This window comes from Eubacterium album (assembly GCF_025336545.1).
In the GTDB taxonomy this organism is placed as follows: Bacteria; Bacillota; Clostridia; order Lachnospirales; family Lachnospiraceae; genus Eubacterium_U; species Eubacterium_U album.
This window is the reverse complement of the sequence record NZ_JAODBU010000004.1, coordinates 19,663-43,321: the sequence shown is the minus strand read 5'-3', so window position 1 is coordinate 43,321 and position 23,659 is coordinate 19,663. Positions and strand designations below refer to the sequence as shown.

Below are 23,659 nucleotides of genomic sequence, written 5' to 3'. Positions count from 1 at the left end.
CTTGCTCAGTTTTCTCCCTAAATTTCGTGTAACATACCAATTTTGTCTTTTATTCTCTGCATTTCATTATCTGCTTCAATGATAGCTCTTGCAGAATGAAGTAATTCTTCACTTATCTCATCATAGCCAGACATTTCTTCAATTCCTTTTTTATAGCGAAGTTGATGTTCCAATGTTGCCAAGAAATCCATACCATTGGTTCGAATCTGTAATTCTACACGCATAGGTGTTTTACCCTTAGCAAAAAATACTGGTATTTCAACAATCATATGATAGCTTCGATAACCATTCGATTTTGGATTTTTTATATAATCTTTTATTTCAATAACTTTAATATCATCCTGTTATCCTCCTAAATAGATTGAAATATGTCAATGAGTTTTTTTCTTGAACAATAGTAGAGCACAATTCTTTTATTTTGTTCCAACTTCATACATGATCATAACATGTAAACTTTAAACTATTTTCCCAGATTATTTCTCCATCAGTTTTTCAAACCAGGTATCCATAGCTAGGATGAATTGACTTACGTCTGGCAATTCTTGCAGCATTTCGTTTAGGGTTTTGTGCTTCACATATTTCTGCGCATACACCCAACAGGCAACGCTACTGGCTTCTGATACAATGTCAGCTATGGTTTTGCGCATAAGCTCTTCAAATTAAGCAATTTCTTTTTTCGGAACAACATCATACAGTGTTGGTGCCTAATGACTTATTTTTACTCCATTTTCATTTGCATCTTTAAACAGATTCTTAACTTTTTCTCTTGAATCCTCCGGTACTTTAATGTACTCCCACATAAATGCTACCACATCGGCTGGCCTTATTTATATCATTTCACTCTTTTTTGAAATAGAACAACACCACAGCAACAACTCAAATCGGCTTAAAATTCCAGACTATTCGCATTCAGCAAGAAATACTTCATTCCCATGATGACAAAACCTTCATCATTTCTCCAAGGCTTTTTGCTGCCATTTACAATGACGATCTTCTTGAAAGAGTCCGGGATATTACGCAGAGAATTGAACTCCTGCGTCTGTTTTTCTTCCGAAGTCATGTCATATGCAACCTGGATATAGTATCTCTGGTTTCCTTGATTCACCACAAAGTCAACCTCCAACTGCTTGCGAACACGTTTGCCCTCTTTATCCTTATCGAAGATATCCACGACACCCACATCAACATTGTAGCCACGGATCAACAGCTCGTTATAAACAATGTTCTCCATGATATGAGTAGGCTCCTGCTGTCTGAAATTCAGACGTGCATTTCTCAGTCCCAGATCCGTAAAGTAGTATTTCAGATTTGCACCGATATACTTTCTGCCCTTAATATCGTATCGGCTTGCCTTGGAAATCAAAAAGGCATCTGTCAAATAGTCGATATGCTTGGAGATGGTTTTATTAGCATAAGTCATCTGGCGCTCACTGGCAAAGGTATTGGCAATCTTTGAAGGGTTGGTCGGTGCGCCGATTGCAGATGCAAGCACATCAACCAGATTCCCAATCTCATCCACGTTCTGAATCTTATTTCTTTCAATAACATCCTTCAGATAGACATTTGCAAAGATGTTCTTCAGATAGTCCGCTTTCTGTCGTTCGCTCTGGAAACTTACGATCTGCGGCAATCCTCCGTAGATCATGTAGTCATCCCATGCATCATCATAATCGCCGTCATAGACAGAATAAAACTCTGCAAAGGAGAGAGGGTAGATTCTAATCTCATCACCTCTGCCACGGAATTCGGTCACAATGTCGCTGGACAGGAACTTGGAATTACTTCCGGTGACATACACATCAATATTGCTCATGCGGAGCAGGCTGTTCAGCACTTCCTCAAATTGTGACATAAACTGCACTTCATCAAGAAGCAGATAGTATTTGCCATCGTCTTTCATGGCATCTTTGATGTACTTGAAACACACCTTAGGATCTCTTAGTTCCTCATTTTCAATACCGTCCAATGCAATCTCAATAATATGATCAACATCAACGCCGTTCTCCAGTAAGTATCTCTTAAAGATGGTAAACAGCAAAAAGGATTTGCCACATCTACGAATGCCGGTAATCACCTTTATCATTCCATTATCTTTTCGCAGGGTCAGCTGCTGTAGGTAAGCGTCTCTTTTAATCTCCATCGTTACGCTCCCCCTTTCCGTGCATCTGCACACTTTTTAGTAATGAGATTCTATCACAGAACGACGTGAATTTCAATATATATTCCCATTTTATGTGCATCTACACACTTTTATGTAATGTTGATAAATATATTTTCGGATTTTTTTGATTGCAGTGTCTATAATCGACTACTCCAATCGTTATTATAGGTAAACAACAAAAAGAAGATGGTTTGATTCAACCATTGAGCGAGTTCCTCTCGTCAGAAATGGTGAGTCTGTCAGAAAAACATACTGTGCCTTCTGGCGAAAGGATAATTCAGGATACTACATTGAAGATTTTGCTGAAATGTTAAAAACAATATTTTAATGTAATTCCTTTTCATCCATAAAACGGACAGCCTTGTTTTTGATGGCCGTCCGTCTTTTCTTAATAATATCCCCGTTCTTCCATCCAGTCTTTCACATAGCATCGAATTCCAATATAAATCACATGCACCAGTACAGGAACTGTTAGGACACTATGATGTCAGTACCACAATGAATATTTACGCTCACCCAACAAGAAAAGCAAAACGGGATTCCGCATAAGGGCAAAAATAAGGGAAAATACATATCATTTCACTATCTAAGAGGCTGTAAGCCTTGAAAAATAAGGAAAGTTCAGGAAATCTCTCCACAACTTCCGATTTGTTAAATTCTTTCTATATTCCATCTTCTTGCTCTTCGGACAAGAAGCATTCCTCGCTCAAAGAGCTCGGTCAATTCTTATTTATAAATATCCTCTGTTTTTTGCTTCTTCAATTAATTGAGGTTGAATTAAAGGATAAGTCCAATTTTCAACTAAGTTATCCGTAATTAAAATTTTCTCTATTTCACTATGTATTTCTTGAAAAGAAAATACCTCTGCAAAGAAAAGCATGCCAAATGTTTCATCGTTTATATTTTCCATCACATTTGTTTGTCCTTTAACCGAATACGCACAGATTGGTTTGATGGTAAAATCTGTCGCACCCGTTTCCTCCATCAATTCCCGCTTAGCAGTAGCTAAAATATCTTCGCCACTTTCCCTATGCCCGCCTGGTACTTCATAAGTATCTCTTTCTTTATGTTTGCAAAATATCCATTTACCATTTGTTTTAGAGATGATAACTGCAAATTTTAGAAATTTATCATCTATACTATCATAAAATTTTACTTCTACCATTTATAAACTCCTCTAACTTCAATTCTCCTACCGTAGTAATTTGCTATTATCTACAAATTCTTCATCATATAGCGTTCCCGATACTCCACATAGCCATGTTTGGGATAAAATATTTTTGATTCCTCAAAGCCTTCTCCTCCCAAATGAATTCTTACCACTTTCTTTCCTTGATTTGCTATATAATTTTCTGCCATTTCTAACAAAGCACTTCCAATACCTTGTCTTTTCAAATTATATTTTACAAACAAACGATGCAGCCAAACCTCATCGGTGTCTCTTATAGAATTATATCCAATACTTCCACTAACTCTGTCTTGTTCATCAATAGCCAACCAAAACATATCTCCTACATCCAAGTAGTTCTTCTTAATATTCAATAAATCCTCATTTAATCCCGGAACTCGTCCTAAAGCATTTTTGGCTTCTAATATCATAAAAATCATATCATCACTATATTAATCTTCGTATTTAACTATTTTTATAAAATATTCCTTTAATTTTGTTATTGTCTATTATCGTAATTCCTCAATAAAAAGCTGCATTCTTCTTGTCACCAATTCATTAGATTTCATATTTTTCAAAGTATCTTTATCTACCCATTTATAATCCTGTGTTTCTCCCTGTTGAAGAGTAATGTTATACTTGTCCCAATCCGTAATCACAATATAATCAACATATATTGAATGATTATTATGTTGAACAACTCTTCCTAGCTCCACTAAATTTGTTTCACATATTCCTGTTTCTTCTCGCAATTCTCTTATTGCGCAATCAATCGGAAGTTCTCCTTGCAGTGCTGAACCTCCTGCTGTAGCTTCCCAATATTCACCATAGTGCTTATTTTTGTCTCTTTGCATTAACAAATATGTACCATCTGTATGTTTAACAATAACCTCACACACTAAATGGTACATTCCATCTGGTATAGCTTCACCTCTTACTAATGTTTTATATTTAATTTTATTTAAATTTGTGTCATATGCATCCCAAAGTTCCATAATCTCCTCTTTCATATAATCTTTTAGTCTATGGGGTACCGTAGCCAACTATATTCTCAACATAACTTGGTATCAGAATATATTTCTATATATAATTTTCTTTTGTTTATTTACATTTTTTTAATGAATTTGTATATCTTTAATTCCTTTTTAACATTCCTATAAAATGCTATTTTTTGATGTTATACCAGGTCAAGAAAATCTTATGTTTTATTGTAAATTCTTCCGGATATTTTTCTTCAAGCATTTTTCGATGTTCCCTATCAAACAACGCAATCTGTTCCTCATTCATCGATGCCATAACACCACGACTAGCCATCATACGTCCATGCCATGTTTCTCTGGTAAACGGTAACTCTACAATCATAGTTTCCATTTGTGGTTCATCAAAATAATGCGTTGTTAAATCCTTTACTGAAGCTGATGCACCATTCCATGAGCCATTAATCTTTTTTACCAAACTATTAGAATCTTGTGTGATCGTTTCTTCTTTCATATAACCCATATACACCTTCAAAAATATGCCATCAGGTTTTAACATTGACCGAATCTTTGGAACAATTACTTTTGGATCAAAATACCAAAAACACTGAAAAGCAGTAATAACATCAAAACTATTATCCGGATAATTAATATCCTCTGCAGATGATACAATGTATCTGATATTATCCATTCCTTTAGATAACTCTTTTGCTTCCGCAATTTGGTTTTCTGAGATATCTGTTGCAATAATATCAGCTCCATACTTTGCCATACCACGTGGAACTACACCTGTACCTGTTCCTAAATCAAGCCACTGGCTTCCCTCTGTTCCAATACCAATTTTATGTAATCTATCAAATAGCTCCTCTGGATAAATGTCTCTATGTTTTGCATAGAATTTAGAAGTTTTTCCAAAATCAAACTTCTGTCCTTCATCAATTATATTTTTCAGCATAATACATCCTCCTCATAATTTTCCCTTACATTATATTGCGTATATTAACTAAACCAAATCTTATCTTTTCTACAAACTCGATATTTACTCTTGCACATTACGAGTTACATAATGTTTCATTTAACACTTGAGTCATTGACATTTTATCACGCCATATTCACGTTATTATATCCCATTCAAAATCATTTTCTATATTCTACCATATCTATAGCTTAATTGATATTTCATTATTGTAGCAATTATAATATTTCAACTGATTTTTTTATATTAAACCGCCCTGCATGCACATCTACAAAGAATAAGATATAGCCCCATAGAAAATTTTAACATAAACAAGGTAGGAATGCTGTCCTCCACTGTATGATTTTAAAAAAGCAATAGAATATACTAAGCTGGTAGGCGAGATATTAAGATATAGAGGTTTTAGGATTCTTCCTAACAAGAATGTATTTGTATATACAAATGCGTATCTTGCAAAAGACCTACTTCCATTTTCTTAATCTACTTTTGATAACCTGGATTTAATAATTTTTCTTATTTTTTCCTTTAACAGATACGAGATACGCTATGCATATCTCGTATCTGATTAGCAGTCGGCAAATGTTCATTCATGCAAGCCTGATGACCACTTGCCTCGTCGCTATAACAAAAAGGGAACCATACTTTAAAAGTATGATTCCCTGATTATTTTTATCAAACCGTAATCGTTACGTTGATGTCTTCCCATTTACCCGCTTTTTTCATGTTTTTATCGAACTTTTTGTACTCTTTCAAGTAGTCCTTAGAAACTGTGAAATTGCCGATGTTTAGGGGCTTTTGACACCATAAACGATTATTTCCCACTTTCTGCAATAGCTGCCTGAGCCGTTACATATCATAGGCTTACTACAGCCACTCCTCTTTCTGCTTTATCTTTTTATGCTACCTTTGAATAATCTAGCACTGCAATTTCCTGCATCCTCTCCAAACAACGTGCAGACCATCGAATAGCGTTTTTTCATATGTTTTTCCTTTCAATTTTTCCATATATCATATCCCTGTGTCATTGCAGACTCATATATGGGATGAAGTCTGCCATAAAGCACATTGAAAAATCTTTCTTTTTCAATTTTCTGTATGTATAATTCTTCCAAAGGCCAAATTGAATTAAGATTGTGTTGTTTACATTTTTCAAATTTTTCTCTTGCCTTTTCGTTTGTCTGAATTGTTTCATTTAAAATATACTGATTATCACAAAACTTCTTATAATAAGCGTCCCAGTCCGGCAATTTATTGTTCTTGGAAGAATTCAGATTTTCGTCCATTGGAATCAAATTCCACAATTCATCATTGGCAACATATGACCATGGTATAAAATGATCTATCGCATATTTGTTCTCTATATGTCGCTTTGAATATATATCTTTAAACCCAACACCATTAATATCTATTACGCAGTCCCAAAGCTTTCTAACATTTTCAAGTTTTCTTTCCTTGTCTTTTTCCGATTCAAGTTTATAAATAAGTCCCGGAACTCCCGGATTTCTATCCTGCAAATATTTAATTTTTTTCATCTTAATCCAGCCACGGATTGTAACCATATTATCGATGAGAAAATTGTTCCACAACTTATTTATAATAACCTTTTTAGTTAATCCTCTACCATTCTCTATCGTGTACAGTAAACATCTTTTCTTATTAATCATTTCAAAATAACTAATAAGTTTTCCAGTCTTGCTCCATAATGGATTATTCCCACCTAACTCTTTCACAAACGAAGAAAGCAATCTATACGGTACATTCTTCGCCAAGTCCTGCATCTCAGAATTAACACATTTACTGTTGCACTTTATTTTTTCAATGATAATATCCCTTGATTCATCATTTTTCACATCCACATTTTCGCTAATTTTATTTACTGCTCTTTCCAAAAGATTAGAACTTGTACCATCTACTGATTTTGGACCTAGTCTCAAGTGATATTCCTTTACCGCATACCATGCATCCGCTATCATGCCCGCAAAAACTTCCAAAAATGTAAACTCATTTTCTCCTCTTGCAACCAACTGCATTATGGAATCAAGCCAAAAGAATTTATAGCATTGTGTTGGATTTTCCAACATTCCTGCGAAACTTTTTATATTTAAATTACAATCATAGAAATATAATTCATCCATAGACATTCTCTAACTTTCTCTGTTAACATTATTGTGAAAATTCTCTAACGATATCCCTGCTCTTTCTTGATTTGCCTTTCAAGTTCTTTTGCAAGTTGTTCTTTCTCTATTTTTTCAATTGGTATTGTAATAATTACAGCGTAAATAATCCCTATTATCAACGGCCCAATCAAAAAGATATTACAGATAACAAAACTTAAAGTCTGTTCAACATGATTTATTGAAATAATTGTTGGCAAAATTACAAAACTTAACAATACAGAAGTAAATATATGTGTCCTCCTCCAAACTTCAGGATAATCCATTGTTTGCTGAATTCTAATTCCAAAAAATCCATTTTCACTGGTAAATGGCATAACTACTGCTGCTACAATCATTATAATCAAATACACAATGCAACCATAAGACGGCTTGTATAAAAATATGTTTTTTGTAACATTTCCATTTATCCAAAACGCACCCATACATCCTGCTAATATTACAAACGATAATATGTAAAATAATTTTGACTTTATTCGTTTGTATAATATATGCGATGCAATCATTATCGCCACTGGCACAAATATAAAAACATACATCAGAAATGGCAAATTAAATTTCATTTCTTTTGCAAATATCAAACTACTGATAACATGTGAAGTTGTAAATGAAACTAAATATTTTTCTTGTGTAGTCATTTTTCATACCTCCTTTTTATAACTTAATTGAACAACCCCATTAATAACATCTTCATCATAAATTTTTGGGCGTTCTTTTATTACTACTAAAATTGCTGCTTCAACAATGTTTTCTCTTGCATATAATCTACGTCCATCCGCTCTATGTTTAAACATATTCTTCAATTTTGACTCAAGCGATTTATTAAATACCATTGTTTGAATTTTTTCAAACTCAGAAGGTGAAATACTCATAGACATTGTTACATCTATAAATTCTTCATCAATTTCAACATAATTTAATAACTTAAATATGTCATATAAATGTCTGGAGTTTCTTTGTGCTTTTCCATGCAAATAATAATCGCATACGGCAAATATTTTATCCGCAAGTGTTCTATTTATACATTGAACACTCATTTCAAACGGTATTAAATTATATTTCTTTATTAACTCAGGTTCTTCATTTTTTAGCGTATCATATATGTAATTACTTATTTGTCTTCTTTCCGTTGGAAAAGAATAAGACATCAACGCTGTTTCTAACTTAATGAAAGGAGACAGTCCGGAAAAGTTACTATTATCACTAACAGAATTATAATAAAAATCATAATGATTATAGTTTTTATCACTTTCAATATCTTTCCAATTTTTTATTTCTATTTCTAAATCTTCAGCTATAGGTTTCAGTATGTTATACTTCAATTTTTTTCTTCTACTCTCCCCCAAATGTTCTTTAAACGTAATATCTATATCCTCAGAAAATCGATCAATAACACCATATGCTTTAGATAAAGAAGTTCCTCCTTTGAATATTATCTCTATCTCTTTTTGAGATAATAAATATAAAATCATTGTTACATAATAATCTTTTTCTACTATATCTGTTGTAACATTCTTACGCTCTGAAACAATTGATATAATGTCTCTAAATAGTTCTTTATTTTCTTTGTGCAAATACATTGTCCAACCCCAATTCGTAATAATTTTTAAAAACATTAATAGGAAACTCTCTTATATATCTGTTCACACTTTCTTTTCGTATATCATGAATATCAATATATTCCTCAATCTTTACTCTTGCTTCATCATATGATCCGTCCATATAAACTTCTATATTTTTTAACAATTCAAGTAATTGCAAAACATATACATTCTCCCTATTTATAACTATAGATGACTTCCTTATCAAAAACTTTCTACCACCAATTTCAATCTCCCTTGGAGATGAATTCGAATTATTACTGACAATTTCTATTTTTCTAGGTACCTGCATTGATATACCTAACTGATTTGCAAAAGAATTTCCACTATAATACCCAAATATTTCTTCACCCTTTGTAACAAAGCGATATCGAGCCACCATATCTGCACTAGGTCCAACTGTTGCTTTAAGCATCGTCTTCTTTGGAATATAATAAATTCCTTTATCGTACTTTTTTATCAGTCCTTTATTACATAATGACTTCATTTGCTGATTTACAGCAGAACGGGAGACTCCTTCTATAAAAATATCTGAAAAAAATATAGGTTCTCCTTCTTTATAATTACTTATTATATAATCATATAGCATAATTTTTGTTTCCTTAATATTTTAGATTATCTCTTTCTATTTTGTTAAGTATAATAATATAATTTATTTTTTCCTATGTCAATCATATTTAATATTCTTTTTCATTAATATTTCCTGTTTTTTATACTTTTTAATAGTCTGTTAATAATAAAAAACAGAACTAATCTTTCCGATTAATCCTGTTTTATTAACACATTCATCTAAGTACTACATTTTACAACTGCACACTTCTTTTTATTTTATTGCAATTGTCTTTACAAAATTCATACAGTTTTAACGAATCTCTCATGGCTCGCTCATCTTTTTCTCCTATGAAATACGCTACAAACAGTAACTCTATGCATTCCATAACTAACGGTATACTTTCCCTCTCAATGGTTGAAATTGGAATTACAGATGCATATCCTTTTACCAAGTTTTTTAAATATTGAAACCACTGCTTTTCATCGACTTTGTTTTCTTCATCTTCTAATAATAAACCAAGCATAAAATAACATAAATCAAATATTCTGATGTTCTTTTGACTCAAATCAAAATCTACGTATCCTGAAAATTCATTGTTATAAAACAAAAAATTTCCTAAATGTACATCTCTATGTATAAGCCCATAGGATAAATCTTTATCTACCAATCTAAGTTCTTTTATAATATCTTCAAACTCGTTTTTATCGATAATTTTTTTGTCATACTCATATATGTTTTTTCTAATCCAGCTTTCCATTTCTCCTAACAAACTATTATTCCAACATTTGATTTTTCCTTCACATTCATCAAATGCCAGATGCAATCTTGCAATAATCTCGCCCATTTTGAAAAACCATTGTTCATTGCATTTATTAACATTAACTATATTGCATCCTTTTAGTTTAGTTGTAAGAAGCCAATAATTTTCTTTATCTTTTAAATATTTTTCATTATTTGGAGTGGCTATTATTTTAGGCACTGGAATTTGCTCACTATACAAAATGCTCAAAACTTCTACATTTCTCTTTAATTCCTCAAAATTCACATATTTTTTTAAAACAAATTCATCACCAATGTTCCAAGCTGTGCTGTAAATTTGTTTTATATCACATTCAATACCATATTTCGTCATTACCTGTTGTACGTTCACTTGTTTCTGCTCCATTTTCTTTTTTTCATTTAATACTATTCTTCTAACACTTTTTTCTGATAAACAATACATTTTTGCAATTTCAGAATACTTCATACCTATAAGGTAATGCTCATATATTTTTGAGTTTCTTATGTCTATTTCCTGTCTGTATTCTGTTATAACTTTATCGTTATTTTCTTTCTTCTTCGGTATGTAAATATATTGTCCATCTACATATTTCATAATTTCTCTTAGTATCTCATCCGGGAAAATATCTTTCGCATTTTTATATTTCATATTCGCACCTCACAATGCTATGATAACATATTATTGTTTGTTTTTTTGCTCATCTCTTTTCATAGTAAATTTTAAGAATGTACGATAGTGCAAATTATAAAATAAGAATGTAGTTTTTCCGACATTTTTATACGTCATCATTCCTACATTCTTATTTTATGATTTACATCTGCACATCATTTTTCTCGTTTATAAATATTTAAGAAAATTATGTTGTTATATTATTTATATTTTTCTCTTAACTCATTTATTTTTATATTATATTTCTTTTGAAGTTTTGCCATTTGAACCGTGCATTCTCCATCTAATTGTCCATCTCTTCTTGGATATTCAGTTTCAAGAATCTTTTTTGCTTCTTTCCACATTTCAAACTTTAATTTTTTAAACTCTTCTTCTAATTTTATATTTTTTTCGTTCATATCTTTCATTATTCTTTTTCTAAAATATTTTAACTTTACTATTTTTTCCTATAAATTCTCAACTAATTAATTATCATATCCGGGCTTGTTCCTATGAGATGTATTATGTATAACATATGTTCTTCGAATTCCTTTCCCAAAATAGAATCTACCATTTCCTTGTCAGCCATTTCTTCATCAGTAATCAATTCTCTCCATTTTCTTCCCCATGCCAAAAATGCTTCTGGAGTTTTACATTCTAAAAATTCATCTCTATATTTTTCTAATTTTTCTTCAATTGTCATTTGTTTTGTTGATTCCCCTTCATTTTTATTTGCAGGCTACAACTAGCTATATTATACCATCTGAATTTTCAATTTTTTTCACAAACTGATCCCTTACATACCATTATACTATTCATCTTCCTAAAATTCCAAACAAAAACTCCACTGAGATTTGCCTTATATGCAATGTTCCTAGCGGAGTTTTATCTTTTTATTTAAAGTAATAAGCTACTACAATAGAACCTTCCTATTAAGGTCCTTCCTGAACGTCAATGGCATATGAACCACCTACAAACTCGCCGCCCTTAATTGTTACATTTGAAGTAATGCTGTTTCTATAATAGATTGATTGTAAGTGCTGCAAAAGATGCTGCTGATGTACTTGTTATTTTTGCGTTATCAACAATTCCGTTAGAAGCACTTAACTGCATTGTTCCTGAAACAACATTCTTCATATTAACTTTTTGTGCATATAAACGCACAACTGTTGATGTATCTTCTATTTCCACATTTTCCATTGTTATAGAAGAATCTACCAATCCTCTACCATCAATGTAAAGTTTGTCTGTTTTTGTGTCTTTAATAATAGCTGATTTTAAACGTTTTCCTATTCTATGTATGTAATATACTTCTGAATTGTAAACTTCAATTTCACTCTGGTTAGTCTTATTTTCATAAAAATCTACATTGTTACTCTTAATGCCGTCTAATACTAATTTATTATTAAAATCAAAATAAGGTGTTTCACCTGTGCTATTTAAAGCACCTGTTTTTTCTTTACTACTATCGATAATCTTAAGGTCACCATTTACAGTAACGTCATAACCATTTAAATCTAATATATGGCCGTTTAAATCAATTGTCCCACCTGCAATAGTTGTCTTTCTTGCTGGTTTGTTATTACTACCTAAAGTTATCTTTTCTTACTTTTGTTAGTTTAGTATAACTATCTTCTTGTTTAATAGTATCTGTATCGATACTTCCATCTTTTCTATCAATGTCTGCCTCATAAGCAATACCTTGCTCATATAATTGCAAAACTATATTTCTATCATTTTCAATATTTTATCCTGCACTTTATTTAAACTTTTTACATCTACTAATTTCACACTTATTTTCATTTACCCCTTCCCACCACATATGTATAAAATTTTCCAAATTTAGTTTTTACAACCTTAACCTCATCTTTAACCATCGGCGCTGGATATTTCTTTGTCGGTATAATCCATATATCTTTCATACTTTTTCTTTCCTTTGGAAAATATACATTATATACAGCAGCAGAATACTTTCCTGTCTTTTTATAAGTTTTCTTTGATATTCGTCCATATTTTATCCCTATTGGAGGGAATAAAAAATACAAGACATATCCACCCCAGATGCAGGAAATGTATAATATTGAAAATATTACAATTAGAATATATGATTTTTCTTTATACAACCCATATGTATATAAAAGAAATACTAATATGGAAATTAAAAATATAATTAATCTAATTTTTAATGACTCTTTTCCTAGTTCTCTGTATTCTTTTTTGTCTTCTTCTGTTAATTCATCAAATACTAAATTTTTATTTTTATTCATTATTTCTGATAAGTACCTGCTGTAATAATAATTTTAAATCACTTTTTGATAAAAACCGATACACGCCATCTAAATCAAGCACTTTTCTTTTCCTCCTCTCGTATCGAAAGTCGATAGTTTATATTTTGTTTAAATAGTTAATCCTAAAATTGCATTGTCATATAAAAATTGTTTCAACTCTCTGTTTTCTCCAGTATTGTAATACTCAAATAATAGTGAATTAAACTGTTCCATATATTTATCCGTAATAGTCATAATCCCTGCACCTGAAGAAACCAAAATCTTATTTGCAAGCAATAAACTAGTACGTTTATTGCCATCCCAGAAGAACTGTCCTCTTGCTCCCCATGTAAATGCTTCTAATGCTTTATCTGTAGCAGAAGCATTTGCATCATTCAAAATATTTTTCAATTCTTCTATTGTTTTCTCTTTCTCTGGAACCGGAGGCTCATAATCCGTTCCTGAAATACCAACTGTTCCTGTCCGTAGTTTTCCCCATTCCAAAGCTTCATTTCTCGCAATATATCCATTCAACTTACACCAATAATCAAATGTAACTTCTTCATTTACCGTATTTAAAAGAAATTTCCATGCATCACGCATGTTCAAAATTGCCTGAATATCGTCAAGTTGTACATTTGGAACATTCACACCATTTAAAATTGTCTGTGTTTGCGGAAAAGTTACTGCTCTGTTTTCCATTTTCATTCCACAATATATGTTTTCATCCATTCTTTTCTTTGCAAAAATTAGACTCTGTTCAGGAGATAGATGAAATTTATCTTTAAATTTTGACATTGTAATACGCACCTTTTCCTCTTTTCCATACACATTATAACACAGATTTATATAGTACTGTCAGCAATTGCTATCCGAATTGCTGGATATCATACTTATTTTATCCCCAATGCTTCCTTTAAAAATCCTACTATTCTCTTTTCATACTCGCCATATATTATATTTTCCTTACTTTCAGAATCACTGCCATCAACAAAATATCTTCCTGTCTCTTTACTAATTGACAAAGAATCAAGTGGCCAGCCCTCAAATCTTTTAGTTGATGCTTTATCTATCATATAAAAAGCCCCTACATTTTTTGCTGACTCTCTATCCATAAATGATGAAATCCTACCATTGTTATAAACAGCTATACCGTCCAGGTAATAGGCAGATACCTTTCCTCCAAGCTCTCCTATAAGATTTGAATAATACTCAATCATTTCTTCATCTGATAATCTGTTCATTCCCATTGGAGTCCTAACATTTAATCCCGGTTGTCTCTCATCTTCTAAACTTAGTTCCTCAAAATACAATCCCGAATCATTACAAATCACCAAGTCAAAATATTTGCCATAATATCCTGCTTTGCATATTGCATTTTCTTCCGGCGTTTTTCCTGTCTCATCCGGTTCATCTTCTATCTCTAAATCTTTTAATGTTATAAATTCTATATCACAATTTTCTAACAGTTTAGAAAACCTCTTTACCTTTGACGGATTAGTTGTTCCCAGTAGTACTTTCATCGTTCTCTCCTTTCAATTCTTTTCATACTTTATTTCAAAATAGTCTAAATATGCCTTATATCTATCTTGCGCTGTTAGACATGTATCCATTAAATAACCTTTTTCATCCTTCCCTAAAGCAGAATGTAGCACAGCTTAATTTTATGTTAAAAAACTCCTGCACACCATTTCTGGTATACAGGAGTTCATTATTTTAAGTAATTATATTCTTTTCACTTGTCAGTGTATTACTTGTTAGCGATAGCTGCCTGAGCTGCTGCTAATCTTGCGATAGGTACACGGAATGGTGAACATGATACATAATCAAGACCAATCTTATGGCAGAATTCTACTGAAGATGGATCTCCACCGTGTTCTCCACAGATACCTACGTGAAGGTTAGGGTTAACTGGCTTACCAAGTTTGATAGCCATTTCCATTAACTTACCAACACCAACCTGATCTAACTTAGCAAATGGATCGTTTTCGAAGATCTTAGCATCATAGTAAGCATCTAAGAACTTACCAGCATCATCTCTTGAGAATCCGTATGTCATCTGTGTTAAATCGTTTGTACCGAAGCAGAAGAAGTCAGCCTGCTTAGCGATTTCGTCAGCTGTAAGAGCTGCTCTAGGGATTTCGATCATTGTACCTACCTGGTATTCAAGTTCAACACCTGCTGCTGCGATTTCAGCATCAGCTGTAGCTACTACGATATCCTTAACATATTTTAATTCCTTAGAATCACATGATAATGGAATCATGATTTCCGGCTTAACTGTCCAATCACTATGTTTCTTCTGAACATTAATTGCTGCACGGATAACAGCCTTAGTCTGCATCTTAGCAATTTCAGGATATGTTACAGCAAGACGAAGTCCTCTGTGTCCCATCATAGGGTTGAATTCGTGAAGTGAAGAAATGATTGTCTTGATTTCTTCTACTGTCTTACCCTGAGCATCAGCGAGTTTCTTAATATCTTCTTCTTCAGTTGGAACGAACTCATGAAGAGGTGGATCTAAGAATCTGATTGTAACTGGGTTACCTTCAAGTGCTTCGTAAAGTGCTTCGAAGTCTCCCTGCTGATATGGAAGAATCTTTTCAAGAGCTGCTTCTCTTTCTTCTACTGTATCAGAACAGATCATTTCTCTGAATGCTGCAATTCTGTCTTCTTCGAAGAACATATGCTCTGTACGGCAAAGACCGATACCTTCTGCACCAAGTTCTCTAGCTTTCTTAGCATCAGCTGGTGTATCAGCATTTGTTCTAACCTTAAGTGTTCTATATTTATCAGCCCATCCCATGATACGTCCAAATGTACCAGCGATCTTAGCATCAACTGTAGGAATAATTCCATCATAGATGTTACCTGTTGAACCATCGATTGAGATGAAATCTCCTTCATGATATTCTTTTCCAGCTAAAGTGAATTTCTTGTTTTCTTCGTCCATAGCGATGTCGCCACAACCAGATACACAGCATGTACCCATACCACGAGCAACTACGGCAGCGTGTGATGTCATACCACCACGAACTGTTAAGATACCCTGTGATGCCTTCATACCTGTGATATCTTCTGGAGATGTTTCAAGACGTACAAGTACAACCTTTTCTCCTCTTGCATTCCATTCAACAGCATCATCAGCTGTGAATACAACCTTACCACAAGCAGCTCCTGGAGAAGCTCCAAGTCCCTTACCAGCTGGTGTAGCAGCCTTAAGAGCAGCAGCATCAAACTGTGGGTGAAGTAATGTATCTAAGTTTCTAGGATCGATCATAGCTACAGCTTCTTCTTCTGTTCTCATGCCTTCATCAACAAGGTCACAAGCGATCTGTAAAGCAGCCTGAGCTGTTCTCTTACCATTTCTTGTCTGTAACATGTAAAGTTTTCTGTTTTCAACAGTAAATTCCATATCCTGCATGTCTCTGTAATGGTTTTCAAGTGTTTCACAAACCTTTACAAATTCTTCAAATGCTTCTGGGAATTCCTGTTCCATCTGAGCGATTGGCATTGGTGTTCTAACACCGGCAACAACGTCTTCACCCTGAGCATTCTTTAAGAATTCACCCATAAGCTTCTTTTCACCTGTTGCTGGATCTCTTGTAAATGCAACACCTGTACCACAATCATCACCCATGTTACCAAATGCCATTGACTGTACGTTAACAGCTGTTCCCCATGAATAAGGGATATCGTTGTCACGACGGTAAACGTTAGCACGTGGGTTATCCCATGATCTAAATACGGCTTTGATAGCTCCCATTAACTGTTCCTTAGGATCATCTGGGAAGTCTTCTCCGATTTTTTCTTTATATTCAGCCTTGAACTGTGCTGCTAATTCCTTTAAGTCATCAGCTGTAAGTTCAACGTCCTGCTTAACACCTCTGTCAGCTTTCATCTTGTCGATAAGTTCTTCAAAATACTTCTTACCAACTTCCATAACTACGTCAGAATACATCTGGATGAATCTTCTGTAGCAGTCCCATGCCCAACGAGCATTTCCTGACTTTTCAGCAATTGCGTTAACTACTGTTTCGTTAAGACCAAGGTTAAGAATTGTATCCATCATACCTGGCATAGAAGCTCTAGCTCCTGAACGAACAGAAACAAGTAATGGATTTTCCTTATCACCGAATTTCTTTCCTGTGATTTCTTCCATCTTTACGATATACTCGTTAATCTGTCCCTGAATTTCTTCGTTAATTTCTCTACCGTCCTCATAGTACTGAGTACAAGCTTCTGTTGTAATAGTGAATCCCTGAGGTACTGGAAGTCCTAAACCTGTCATTTCTGCAAGGTTAGCACCTTTTCCACCAAGAAGTTCACGCATGTTTGCGTTACCTTCGCTAAAAAGGTATACCCATTTGTTTGCCATTAATTTTTCCTCCTAAAACTTTAGTATTTATTTTATGAGTTGTGGAGAATGGCTCTCTTTAACCAACTCATATTTTCTAATATCGGTATTTTTGCGCACAAAAATTGGGCAAAAATCCCTATAAAACATTATAACATAAGGCATTTGATAGTCAAGTTCATTTGCCATATGTTACCACAAAAAATCACTAAAACTCATCAAATCTTACTAAACTTCATACGACACACATTATTTTGTTGATCCATTAATATTCAAAATAGGTTTAATAAATTTTTCGGTTTCTGAATAGTCATTATTTCGCAATATATTGACAATACATTCTGCCAAAGCTATTCCTGATGCATATACAGGTTGTTCTACCGTTGTGATATGAGGTGTTACTAATTTTTCATATCCTAATCCATCAAATCCTGTAACGCCAAGTTCATTAGGAACATTTATTTCCATCTTAACGGCACATCTCATTACTCCAAGTGCTAAAGCATCACTGGCACAAACTATCGCATCAACATCTGCATTTTTCAAAATTCTTGAAGCTGCCAAATATCCATCGTCTTCATTATTACACACTCTCATTATTCCCGATTGTGGTATATCCATATGGCAGTCTCTCATACAATCCATATATCCATTTAATCTGTCCTGCGTGTATTTTTCTTCACTTCTTATTCCAATATTTGCAATTTTCTTATAACCACGTTTAAGAAGATGTTCTGTGGCCATATATCCACCTTTATAATTGTCTATGTCTATCCAGTTATTCTTGTAACTACTATTTCCAAATACAATTACAGGCTTATCCTTAAACCACTTCATCACTTCATCTTCTTCACGCTCAGTCATACCCATGGCTATTACGCCATCACATTTAACTTTTTTGTAATCATGTCTACATATCTGCATTGAATAGCCTTCAAGTCCTAACTTTTCTCCGATTCCTGAAATTGCTCTTAGTGTAAAAGGATGCAGAGGGTCAATTCCATTTGCAATATATACACATATAATGTTTGTTTTGTTTGTCTGCAAAAGTCTGGCAACCTGATTAGGTTCATATCCCATTTCGTCTACTGCCTTTTTTACTTTCTCATAAGTTGATGGTTTTAATTTTTCCGGTTCATTGAGAAAGCGCGAAACGGTCATTGTCGATACACCTGTAGCTTTTGCAATGTCTTTAATTGTTATTGCCATTGTTCTCTCCTAATTGTTTTCTAATTAATTCGTTCATTTGATAATGTTATCGATAACACTATTTTATCACATTATCTAATTTATTGTAGATATAAATTTATTGAATCGACTTAATAGTTAACCCTGACAATAGCTTTTCTTTTACTTCATTAACTGTTATGGATTCATCATTATAAAAACAGGTAATCTCCAATACTAATTCCTGATATCTTGCCTGTCCCAAGCCTATCTTCATATTATTTTCCTGTGCAATGTTTCGCAAATTTGAAATCATATCAGACGTTTCCTGATCTGTAAGGTCAGATGTGTCAATTACAGCTTCATATTTTACCGAATATCTGAATGTTTCCTGCTCGGTTGTTTCCTCTGTAGTTGTCTGCCTGACTGTCATTTTTACTTCTGTTTCCGTTGGCTTTGCTTCTTTTTGTTCTTTTTCGCATCCGGCAAATACCAATGTAACACCAAGCACACAAAGTATTACGGCTACTTTCTTTCTCATTAGTTGCACTCCTTTTTTGTTTGTTTTCTTTCGTTTCATTATTTTGTTTTTATTTAACTATAATATTATCATTTTTCAAATTTATTTTCATTACAATTTATTCAAATTGTCAATGGTTCGAATGCAATTTGTCGTTTACTCTTTTTATATAATCAATATTACATTTTTCACTTCATTTCATATACTATATTAAGGGAATATTTACATATAAACTTTGATGTTTCTCTCATAGATTTGGAGGATTATTCATGAACATTTCCGATTTACAATATAAAGATATTTCCAGGGATTTAATAAATTCAATGCTTTTTGAAAATATAGAATATTCAGACACCAATTCGGATATGGGAATCGTTATGGGTAGCTATAGTGCTGTTAAATATCGTGTGCCAAGAGCTGTGGCTTTGTATAATAAAGGACTTGTTAAAAATTTTATTTTTTCCGGAGGCAAAATGCTTATTGATTCTGGAATTTATGAAGAGGCTGATATCATGAAAGATTTTGCCATAGAGTCAGGACTTCCTTCTTCAAATATTTATACGGCCTACAATTCTCATTCTACATTTGAGAGTTTGAAAAATGCTTTTGATTTGCTTAAAAGCATTGAATATTTTACACCTAAAAATATCACTTTAATCACTACTTCATTTCATATGAAAAGATGCCTTTTATTAGTTGACAAAATGTTTTCTAAAGATATAAATATCATTCCATGCCCAGTTAATGACTCTTTCACAACTAAAGAAAACTGGTATAAAACTCCTGCCGGATATGAAAGAGCAATCGGTGAAATTTTTGGAATAATAGATTATGCAAATAAGGGCTACATTAATAATTTTAACATAACATTGTAATTTATTATGATGCCAGGGTCAAAAGGTCTTTCACACACATGAGCTTGCTCATAAGTGGGTGAAAGACCTTGGGACCCGCCTCAATATGAGCATAAAAGCGGGATAATTCCCGCGATATGCGAATATTGGGTAGGATTGTGGTAGTGCGCAGCACGGAACAATCCGTAGGCATCATATTTTGAAGAGCTTCTAAACTCAATATGAGCATAAAAGCGGGATAATTCCCGCGATATGCGAATATTGGGTAGGATTGTGATAGTGCGCAGCACGGAACAATCCGTAGGCATCATATTTTATCTTATTTTTTGTTTTTTGTTACTTTTTATTATGTTTTAGCTTATTACGCTTTTATACTTATTATGTTTTATTGCCTATTCTACTTCATAGTCTGTTATTCGTAATATAAAACTAATGTTTTTGTTGACCATTTCCCATAGATTTTTTTCTTTTTACCTACTTTATAAGGTCTTACCATTACAGTACCTGCTGTCCATGTTCCATCTTCTTCTATTCCATTCGTGATGCCCATTTTATTTACATCATTTTTTGAAACTGCTTTAGTAAACACATTCTTTTTGGTCGTAAATGTTTTTTTGTATTTTGCACTTTTGAACTTAACTTCATATCCTGTAGCTCCATTTACTTTTGCAAATCTTATTGTGTATTTCTTTTTGCGCAACTTTGCAAATTCAATTGATGTACCCGCCTTTTTCAGACCTTTTGAATATGTAATACTCGAATTTCTAGAAAATACTTTCTCTCCCATTTTTGGTTTTGTATCAAAAGCAAATTTCTTTAATGTTGAGTTTGCAAACGCTTTGTCTCCAATATATGCTAATTTTTTATTTGAAACAAATGATGCAAGGTCATATGTTCTATAAAAAGCCTGTTCACCTATATTTTTAACATTTTCACCTAATTTTACACTTTTAACTGATTTTTTTCTAAAAGCCCCTGCATCAATTTCTTCTACTGTACCAGCAATAACAACTTTGTCATTTGTTCCTATGTAATAATTCAATTTTGTTTTGTCTGCTGACAATATACATCCTTTATCAAAAGTAGATTTTGTATTGTCCTGTGCAATTATCACTTTATATATTGGTGAATTTTTAAATATCATACCAAGTTTTGTTGCAGTTCCATGCAAAATTACACTGTTAATATCGTCCGTATTACTTTCAACGATTCCATTTTCAAAACCATCAATATCTCCCATAAATTCAATGTTTTTAATAGTTGCAAATGCATTTTGCTCGATAGTCTTTACATTTGCAGGTATTATTGTTGTTTCTTCGCCCCAAACAAATCCGAATGCTTTTCTTTTTATTGTTTGGACATCTTTTCCAATCTTTATAGATTCTACACTTAAGGTTGAAAACGCATTTTCGCCAACACATGTGATTCCATCTTTGATTGTTATGCTTTTTACAGAATCATAATTGCCAAGTATTTCCATATCATCCCACATTGCACCTGTTCCTGAAACTACAATTGTTTTCGCGTCTTTGTCATATGTATACGTTGCATTGTCACCACATTTTCCGGTTAACACATTTTTAGATGCCTCAACGTTCTTCGTTGTTTCCTGATTTTGTGTTGCCTGTTGATTTTGTGTTGTTTCTGCTGCATACACATTAACACTTTTGGTTGCAACAGGTCCCATAACTGCTGTTGCCATAGCTAAGGCTACTGCCCCTGATAATAATACTTTTGATTTCATAATAGATACCCTCCTTAAAAATCTTTGTTTTCTTTATTGTCTTATACTTATTAAACGAAGAGGTCATATTTTTTATTGCATTTATTTTTTAATTATAAGTTAAGTTTTCACTTTTTAGCAAAGAATAAAAAATAACAGAGCTAAAATCCAATATGAATTTCAACTCTGTTATTATTTAAAATCATATTTTATATCCATTAAGGATAATTGTTTTTAAATATGTCTTACATACTTTTGCATGTTATATGCTGACAATTCCAATTAAAATGCCATCTTTTCTTCAAAGTATGCTTTTAAATCTTCAATCTTGATTCTTTCCTGTTTCATAGTGTCACGGTCACGAACTGTAACTGCTCCATCTTCTTCTGAATCAAAATCATAAGTAACACACCAAGGTGTTCCGATTTCATCCTGACGACGATATCTCTTACCTATTGCTCCTCTGTCGTCATATTCACAGTTATATAATTTGCTAAGTTCTGCAAATACCTTTTCTGCACCTTCATTTAACTTCTTTGATAATGGAAGTACACCGATCTTAACAGGTGCGATAGCCGGATGGAAATGCATAACTGTTCTCATATCCGGTTTTTCTTCTGTTCCGATATTTTCTTCATCATACGCTGCACAAAGGAATGCAAGTGTTACTCTGTCAGCACCAAGTGATGGTTCAATAACATATGGAACATATCTTTCTTTCTTTTCATCATCAAAATATGATAAATCCTGCTTTGATAATTCCTGATGCTGAGTTAAATCGTAATCAGTTCTATCAGCGATTCCCCAAAGTTCGCCCCATCCAAACGGGAATAAGAATTCAATATCTGTTGTTCCCTTTGAGTAGAAACATAATTCTTCAGGTGAATGATCTCTTAATCTAATTTCATCTTCTTTAATTCCAAGACTTAATAACCAGTCACGGCAGAATCCTCTCCAATACTGGAACCATTCTAAGTCTGTTCCCGGTTCGCAGAAGAATTCAAGTTCCATCTGTTCAAATTCTCTTGTTCTGAATGTGAAGTTACCAGGTGTAATTTCATTTCTAAATGATTTACCAACCTGACCGATACCAAATGGAATCTTCTTTCTTGAAGTTCTCTGTACATTCTTAAAGTTTACAAAAATACCCTGTGCAGTTTCAGGTCTTAAATATACTTTATTTTTAGCATCTTCAGTTACACCCTGGAATGTCTTAAACATAAGATTAAATTCACGAATTTCTGTAAAATTGTGCTTACCACATGTTGGACATGCAATGTTCTTTTCTTCTATGTAGTTAGCCATTTCTTCATGTGACCATGCATCAACAGAACCTTCTATTGTAATTCCATTTTCTTCCATATAATCTTCAATAAGTTTATCTGCTCTAAATCTTTCATGACATTCTTTACAATCCATAAGAGGGTCTGAGAATCCACCAAGATGTCCTGATGCAACCCAAGTCTGAGGGTTCATTAAAATAGCACAGTCAACACCTACATTATATGGGTTTTCCTGAATAAATTTCTTCCACCATGCTTTTTTAACATTATTCTTTAATTCTACACCAAGGTTACCATAATCCCATGTATTCGCAAGTCCACCATAAATTTCTGAACCCGGATATACAAATCCTCTGCTTTTTGCAACTGCAACGATTTTTTCCATTGTCTTTTCCATGATACTTCTCCACCTTTTATTTTTTATGATGCCACGTTAGGAAATACTAAGC

Annotated in this window: 24 protein-coding genes and 1 pseudogene; 2 read left to right on the top strand and 23 right to left on the bottom strand. The window is 33.1% G+C overall.

Features of this window, described 5'->3' with window-relative positions; translation table 11 throughout:
• Nucleotides 1-17: 17 nt before the first annotated feature.
• From N5B56_RS04810 to N5B56_RS04795, 3 genes are all read right to left on the bottom strand, one after another.
• Entirely contained in the window at nt 18-335 is a 318-nt protein-coding gene (locus tag N5B56_RS04810; RefSeq protein ID WP_428979583.1) for a GTP pyrophosphokinase, read from the bottom strand.
• A 551-nt stretch (nt 336-886) separates the two neighbouring features.
• Nucleotides 887-2,140 (bottom strand): ATP-binding protein, encoded by a 1,254-nt coding sequence (locus N5B56_RS04800; protein WP_117910572.1) that lies wholly within the window; start codon nt 2,138-2,140, stop codon nt 887-889.
• Between the two features lie 409 nt (nt 2,141-2,549).
• Nucleotides 2,550-2,612 (bottom strand): hypothetical protein, encoded by a 63-nt coding sequence (locus N5B56_RS04795; protein WP_243003079.1) that lies wholly within the window; start codon nt 2,610-2,612, stop codon nt 2,550-2,552.
• A gap of 8 nt (nt 2,613-2,620) precedes the next feature.
• On the opposite strand from N5B56_RS04795, the pseudogene N5B56_RS13500 reads away from it, so the two are divergent.
• A pseudogene (locus N5B56_RS13500) lies at nt 2,621-2,710 on the top strand (recombinase); the annotation flags it as partial.
• 181 nt (nt 2,711-2,891) lie between these two features.
• Here the strand turns inward: N5B56_RS13500 and N5B56_RS04790 are convergent.
• From N5B56_RS04790 to N5B56_RS04700, 18 genes are all read right to left on the bottom strand, one after another.
• Nucleotides 2,892-3,326 carry an NUDIX hydrolase gene (locus tag N5B56_RS04790; RefSeq protein WP_117910571.1) on the bottom strand — a complete coding sequence of 145 codons (435 nt, stop codon included), beginning with the start codon at nt 3,324-3,326 and terminating at the stop codon, nt 2,892-2,894.
• Nucleotides 3,327-3,376: 50 nt separating this feature from the next.
• Entirely contained in the window at nt 3,377-3,760 is a 384-nt protein-coding gene (locus N5B56_RS04785; RefSeq protein WP_117910596.1) for a GNAT family N-acetyltransferase, read from the bottom strand.
• 78 nt (nt 3,761-3,838) lie between these two features.
• A complete protein-coding gene (locus tag N5B56_RS04780; RefSeq protein WP_243053223.1) occupies nt 3,839-4,324 on the bottom strand; it encodes an NUDIX hydrolase in 486 nt (161 codons plus the stop codon).
• 169 nt (nt 4,325-4,493) lie between these two features.
• Complete coding sequence (locus N5B56_RS04775) at nt 4,494-5,261, bottom strand: class I SAM-dependent methyltransferase (RefSeq protein WP_117910570.1); 768 nt, start codon at nt 5,259-5,261, stop codon at nt 4,494-4,496.
• A gap of 1,013 nt (nt 5,262-6,274) precedes the next feature.
• Nucleotides 6,275-7,417: an HNH endonuclease domain-containing protein gene (locus N5B56_RS04770; protein WP_158562707.1), complete on the bottom strand. Its 1,143-nt coding sequence runs from the start codon at nt 7,415-7,417 to the stop codon at nt 6,275-6,277.
• 44 nt (nt 7,418-7,461) lie between these two features.
• Nucleotides 7,462-8,094 carry an SdpI family protein gene (locus N5B56_RS04765; protein WP_118565177.1) on the bottom strand — a complete coding sequence of 211 codons (633 nt, stop codon included), beginning with the start codon at nt 8,092-8,094 and terminating at the stop codon, nt 7,462-7,464.
• 3 nt (nt 8,095-8,097) lie between these two features.
• Nucleotides 8,098-9,072: a nucleotidyl transferase AbiEii/AbiGii toxin family protein gene (locus tag N5B56_RS04760; protein WP_243003076.1), complete on the bottom strand. Its 975-nt coding sequence runs from the start codon at nt 9,070-9,072 to the stop codon at nt 8,098-8,100.
• Nucleotides 9,014-9,646 carry a DUF6088 family protein gene (locus N5B56_RS04755; protein ID WP_117910566.1) on the bottom strand — a complete coding sequence of 211 codons (633 nt, stop codon included), beginning with the start codon at nt 9,644-9,646 and terminating at the stop codon, nt 9,014-9,016. The genes N5B56_RS04760 and N5B56_RS04755 overlap by 59 nt, the downstream gene beginning before the upstream one ends.
• Before the next feature lie 214 nt (nt 9,647-9,860).
• On the bottom strand, nt 9,861-11,039 hold the full coding sequence (locus tag N5B56_RS04750; RefSeq protein WP_158562706.1) for a CD3324 family protein: 1,179 nt from the start codon (nt 11,037-11,039) through the stop codon (nt 9,861-9,863).
• Between the two features lie 221 nt (nt 11,040-11,260).
• Nucleotides 11,261-11,467, bottom strand: coding sequence for a hypothetical protein (locus N5B56_RS04745; RefSeq protein WP_117910565.1), 207 nt, complete (start codon nt 11,465-11,467; stop codon nt 11,261-11,263).
• Between the two features lie 53 nt (nt 11,468-11,520).
• Nucleotides 11,521-11,742, bottom strand: a complete 222-nt coding sequence (locus N5B56_RS04740) for a hypothetical protein (RefSeq protein ID WP_117910564.1) — start codon at nt 11,740-11,742, stop codon at nt 11,521-11,523.
• A gap of 314 nt (nt 11,743-12,056) precedes the next feature.
• Nucleotides 12,057-12,260, bottom strand: coding sequence for a hypothetical protein (locus N5B56_RS04735; protein ID WP_147339829.1), 204 nt, complete (start codon nt 12,258-12,260; stop codon nt 12,057-12,059).
• 578 nt (nt 12,261-12,838) lie between these two features.
• Entirely contained in the window at nt 12,839-13,306 is a 468-nt protein-coding gene (locus tag N5B56_RS04730; RefSeq protein WP_117910562.1) for a hypothetical protein, read from the bottom strand.
• Between the two features lie 129 nt (nt 13,307-13,435).
• Nucleotides 13,436-14,104 (bottom strand): Fic family protein, encoded by a 669-nt coding sequence (locus N5B56_RS04725; protein WP_260978472.1) that lies wholly within the window; start codon nt 14,102-14,104, stop codon nt 13,436-13,438.
• 95 nt (nt 14,105-14,199) lie between these two features.
• A complete protein-coding gene (locus tag N5B56_RS04720; protein WP_118565174.1) occupies nt 14,200-14,829 on the bottom strand; it encodes a non-canonical purine NTP pyrophosphatase in 630 nt (209 codons plus the stop codon).
• Between the two features lie 227 nt (nt 14,830-15,056).
• Nucleotides 15,057-17,684 (bottom strand): pyruvate, phosphate dikinase, encoded by a 2,628-nt coding sequence (ppdK, locus tag N5B56_RS04710; protein WP_117910560.1) that lies wholly within the window; start codon nt 17,682-17,684, stop codon nt 15,057-15,059.
• Between the two features lie 228 nt (nt 17,685-17,912).
• Complete coding sequence (locus N5B56_RS04705; protein ID WP_260978471.1) at nt 17,913-18,872, bottom strand: LacI family DNA-binding transcriptional regulator; 960 nt, start codon at nt 18,870-18,872, stop codon at nt 17,913-17,915.
• 97 nt (nt 18,873-18,969) lie between these two features.
• A complete protein-coding gene (locus N5B56_RS04700) occupies nt 18,970-19,371 on the bottom strand; it encodes a hypothetical protein (RefSeq protein WP_260978470.1) in 402 nt (133 codons plus the stop codon).
• A 248-nt stretch (nt 19,372-19,619) separates the two neighbouring features.
• Here N5B56_RS04700 and N5B56_RS04695 point away from each other — a divergent pair, with 248 nt between their 5' ends.
• Nucleotides 19,620-20,225, top strand: coding sequence for a YdcF family protein (locus N5B56_RS04695; RefSeq protein ID WP_260978469.1), 606 nt, complete (start codon nt 19,620-19,622; stop codon nt 20,223-20,225).
• Nucleotides 20,226-20,616: 391 nt separating this feature from the next.
• Here N5B56_RS04695 and N5B56_RS04685 read toward each other — a convergent pair whose 3' ends face one another.
• Both N5B56_RS04685 and N5B56_RS04680 read right to left on the bottom strand, forming a co-directional pair.
• A complete protein-coding gene (locus tag N5B56_RS04685; RefSeq protein WP_260978468.1) occupies nt 20,617-21,948 on the bottom strand; it encodes a leucine-rich repeat protein in 1,332 nt (443 codons plus the stop codon).
• 261 nt (nt 21,949-22,209) lie between these two features.
• On the bottom strand, nt 22,210-23,607 hold the full coding sequence (locus N5B56_RS04680; protein WP_260978467.1) for a glycine--tRNA ligase: 1,398 nt from the start codon (nt 23,605-23,607) through the stop codon (nt 22,210-22,212).
• Nucleotides 23,608-23,659: the final 52 nt, after the last annotated feature.

What these genes read in the sequence shown, in the direction of transcription:
- N5B56_RS04800 (WP_117910572.1), bottom strand. Translation starts at nt 2,140, where the DNA reads ATGGAGATTAAAAGAGACGCTTACCTACAGCAGCTGACCCTGCGAAAA.
- N5B56_RS04790 (WP_117910571.1), bottom strand. Translation starts at nt 3,326, where the DNA reads ATGGTAGAAGTAAAATTTTATGATAGTATAGATGATAAATTTCTAAAA.
- N5B56_RS04785 (WP_117910596.1), bottom strand. Translation starts at nt 3,760, where the DNA reads ATGATATTAGAAGCCAAAAATGCTTTAGGACGAGTTCCGGGATTAAAT.
- N5B56_RS04780 (WP_243053223.1), bottom strand. Translation starts at nt 4,324, where the DNA reads ATGGAACTTTGGGATGCATATGACACAAATTTAAATAAAATTAAATAT.
- N5B56_RS04775 (WP_117910570.1), bottom strand. Translation starts at nt 5,261, where the DNA reads ATGCTGAAAAATATAATTGATGAAGGACAGAAGTTTGATTTTGGAAAA.
- N5B56_RS04770 (WP_158562707.1), bottom strand. Translation starts at nt 7,417, where the DNA reads ATGGATGAATTATATTTCTATGATTGTAATTTAAATATAAAAAGTTTC.
- N5B56_RS04765 (WP_118565177.1), bottom strand. Translation starts at nt 8,094, where the DNA reads ATGACTACACAAGAAAAATATTTAGTTTCATTTACAACTTCACATGTT.
- N5B56_RS04760 (WP_243003076.1), bottom strand. Translation starts at nt 9,072, where the DNA reads ATGTTTTTAAAAATTATTACGAATTGGGGTTGGACAATGTATTTGCAC.
- N5B56_RS04755 (WP_117910566.1), bottom strand. Translation starts at nt 9,646, where the DNA reads ATGCTATATGATTATATAATAAGTAATTATAAAGAAGGAGAACCTATA.
- N5B56_RS04750 (WP_158562706.1), bottom strand. Translation starts at nt 11,039, where the DNA reads ATGAAATATAAAAATGCGAAAGATATTTTCCCGGATGAGATACTAAGA.
- N5B56_RS04745 (WP_117910565.1), bottom strand. Translation starts at nt 11,467, where the DNA reads ATGAAAGATATGAACGAAAAAAATATAAAATTAGAAGAAGAGTTTAAA.
- N5B56_RS04740 (WP_117910564.1), bottom strand. Translation starts at nt 11,742, where the DNA reads ATGACAATTGAAGAAAAATTAGAAAAATATAGAGATGAATTTTTAGAA.
- N5B56_RS04730 (WP_117910562.1), bottom strand. Translation starts at nt 13,306, where the DNA reads ATGAATAAAAATAAAAATTTAGTATTTGATGAATTAACAGAAGAAGAC.
- N5B56_RS04725 (WP_260978472.1), bottom strand. Translation starts at nt 14,104, where the DNA reads ATGTCAAAATTTAAAGATAAATTTCATCTATCTCCTGAACAGAGTCTA.
- N5B56_RS04720 (WP_118565174.1), bottom strand. Translation starts at nt 14,829, where the DNA reads ATGAAAGTACTACTGGGAACAACTAATCCGTCAAAGGTAAAGAGGTTT.
- ppdK (WP_117910560.1), bottom strand. Translation starts at nt 17,684, where the DNA reads ATGGCAAACAAATGGGTATACCTTTTTAGCGAAGGTAACGCAAACATG.
- N5B56_RS04705 (WP_260978471.1), bottom strand. Translation starts at nt 18,872, where the DNA reads ATGGCAATAACAATTAAAGACATTGCAAAAGCTACAGGTGTATCGACA.
- N5B56_RS04700 (WP_260978470.1), bottom strand. Translation starts at nt 19,371, where the DNA reads ATGAGAAAGAAAGTAGCCGTAATACTTTGTGTGCTTGGTGTTACATTG.
- N5B56_RS04695 (WP_260978469.1), top strand. Translation starts at nt 19,620, where the DNA reads ATGAACATTTCCGATTTACAATATAAAGATATTTCCAGGGATTTAATA.
- N5B56_RS04685 (WP_260978468.1), bottom strand. Translation starts at nt 21,948, where the DNA reads ATGAAATCAAAAGTATTATTATCAGGGGCAGTAGCCTTAGCTATGGCA.
- N5B56_RS04680 (WP_260978467.1), bottom strand. Translation starts at nt 23,607, where the DNA reads ATGGAAAAGACAATGGAAAAAATCGTTGCAGTTGCAAAAAGCAGAGGA.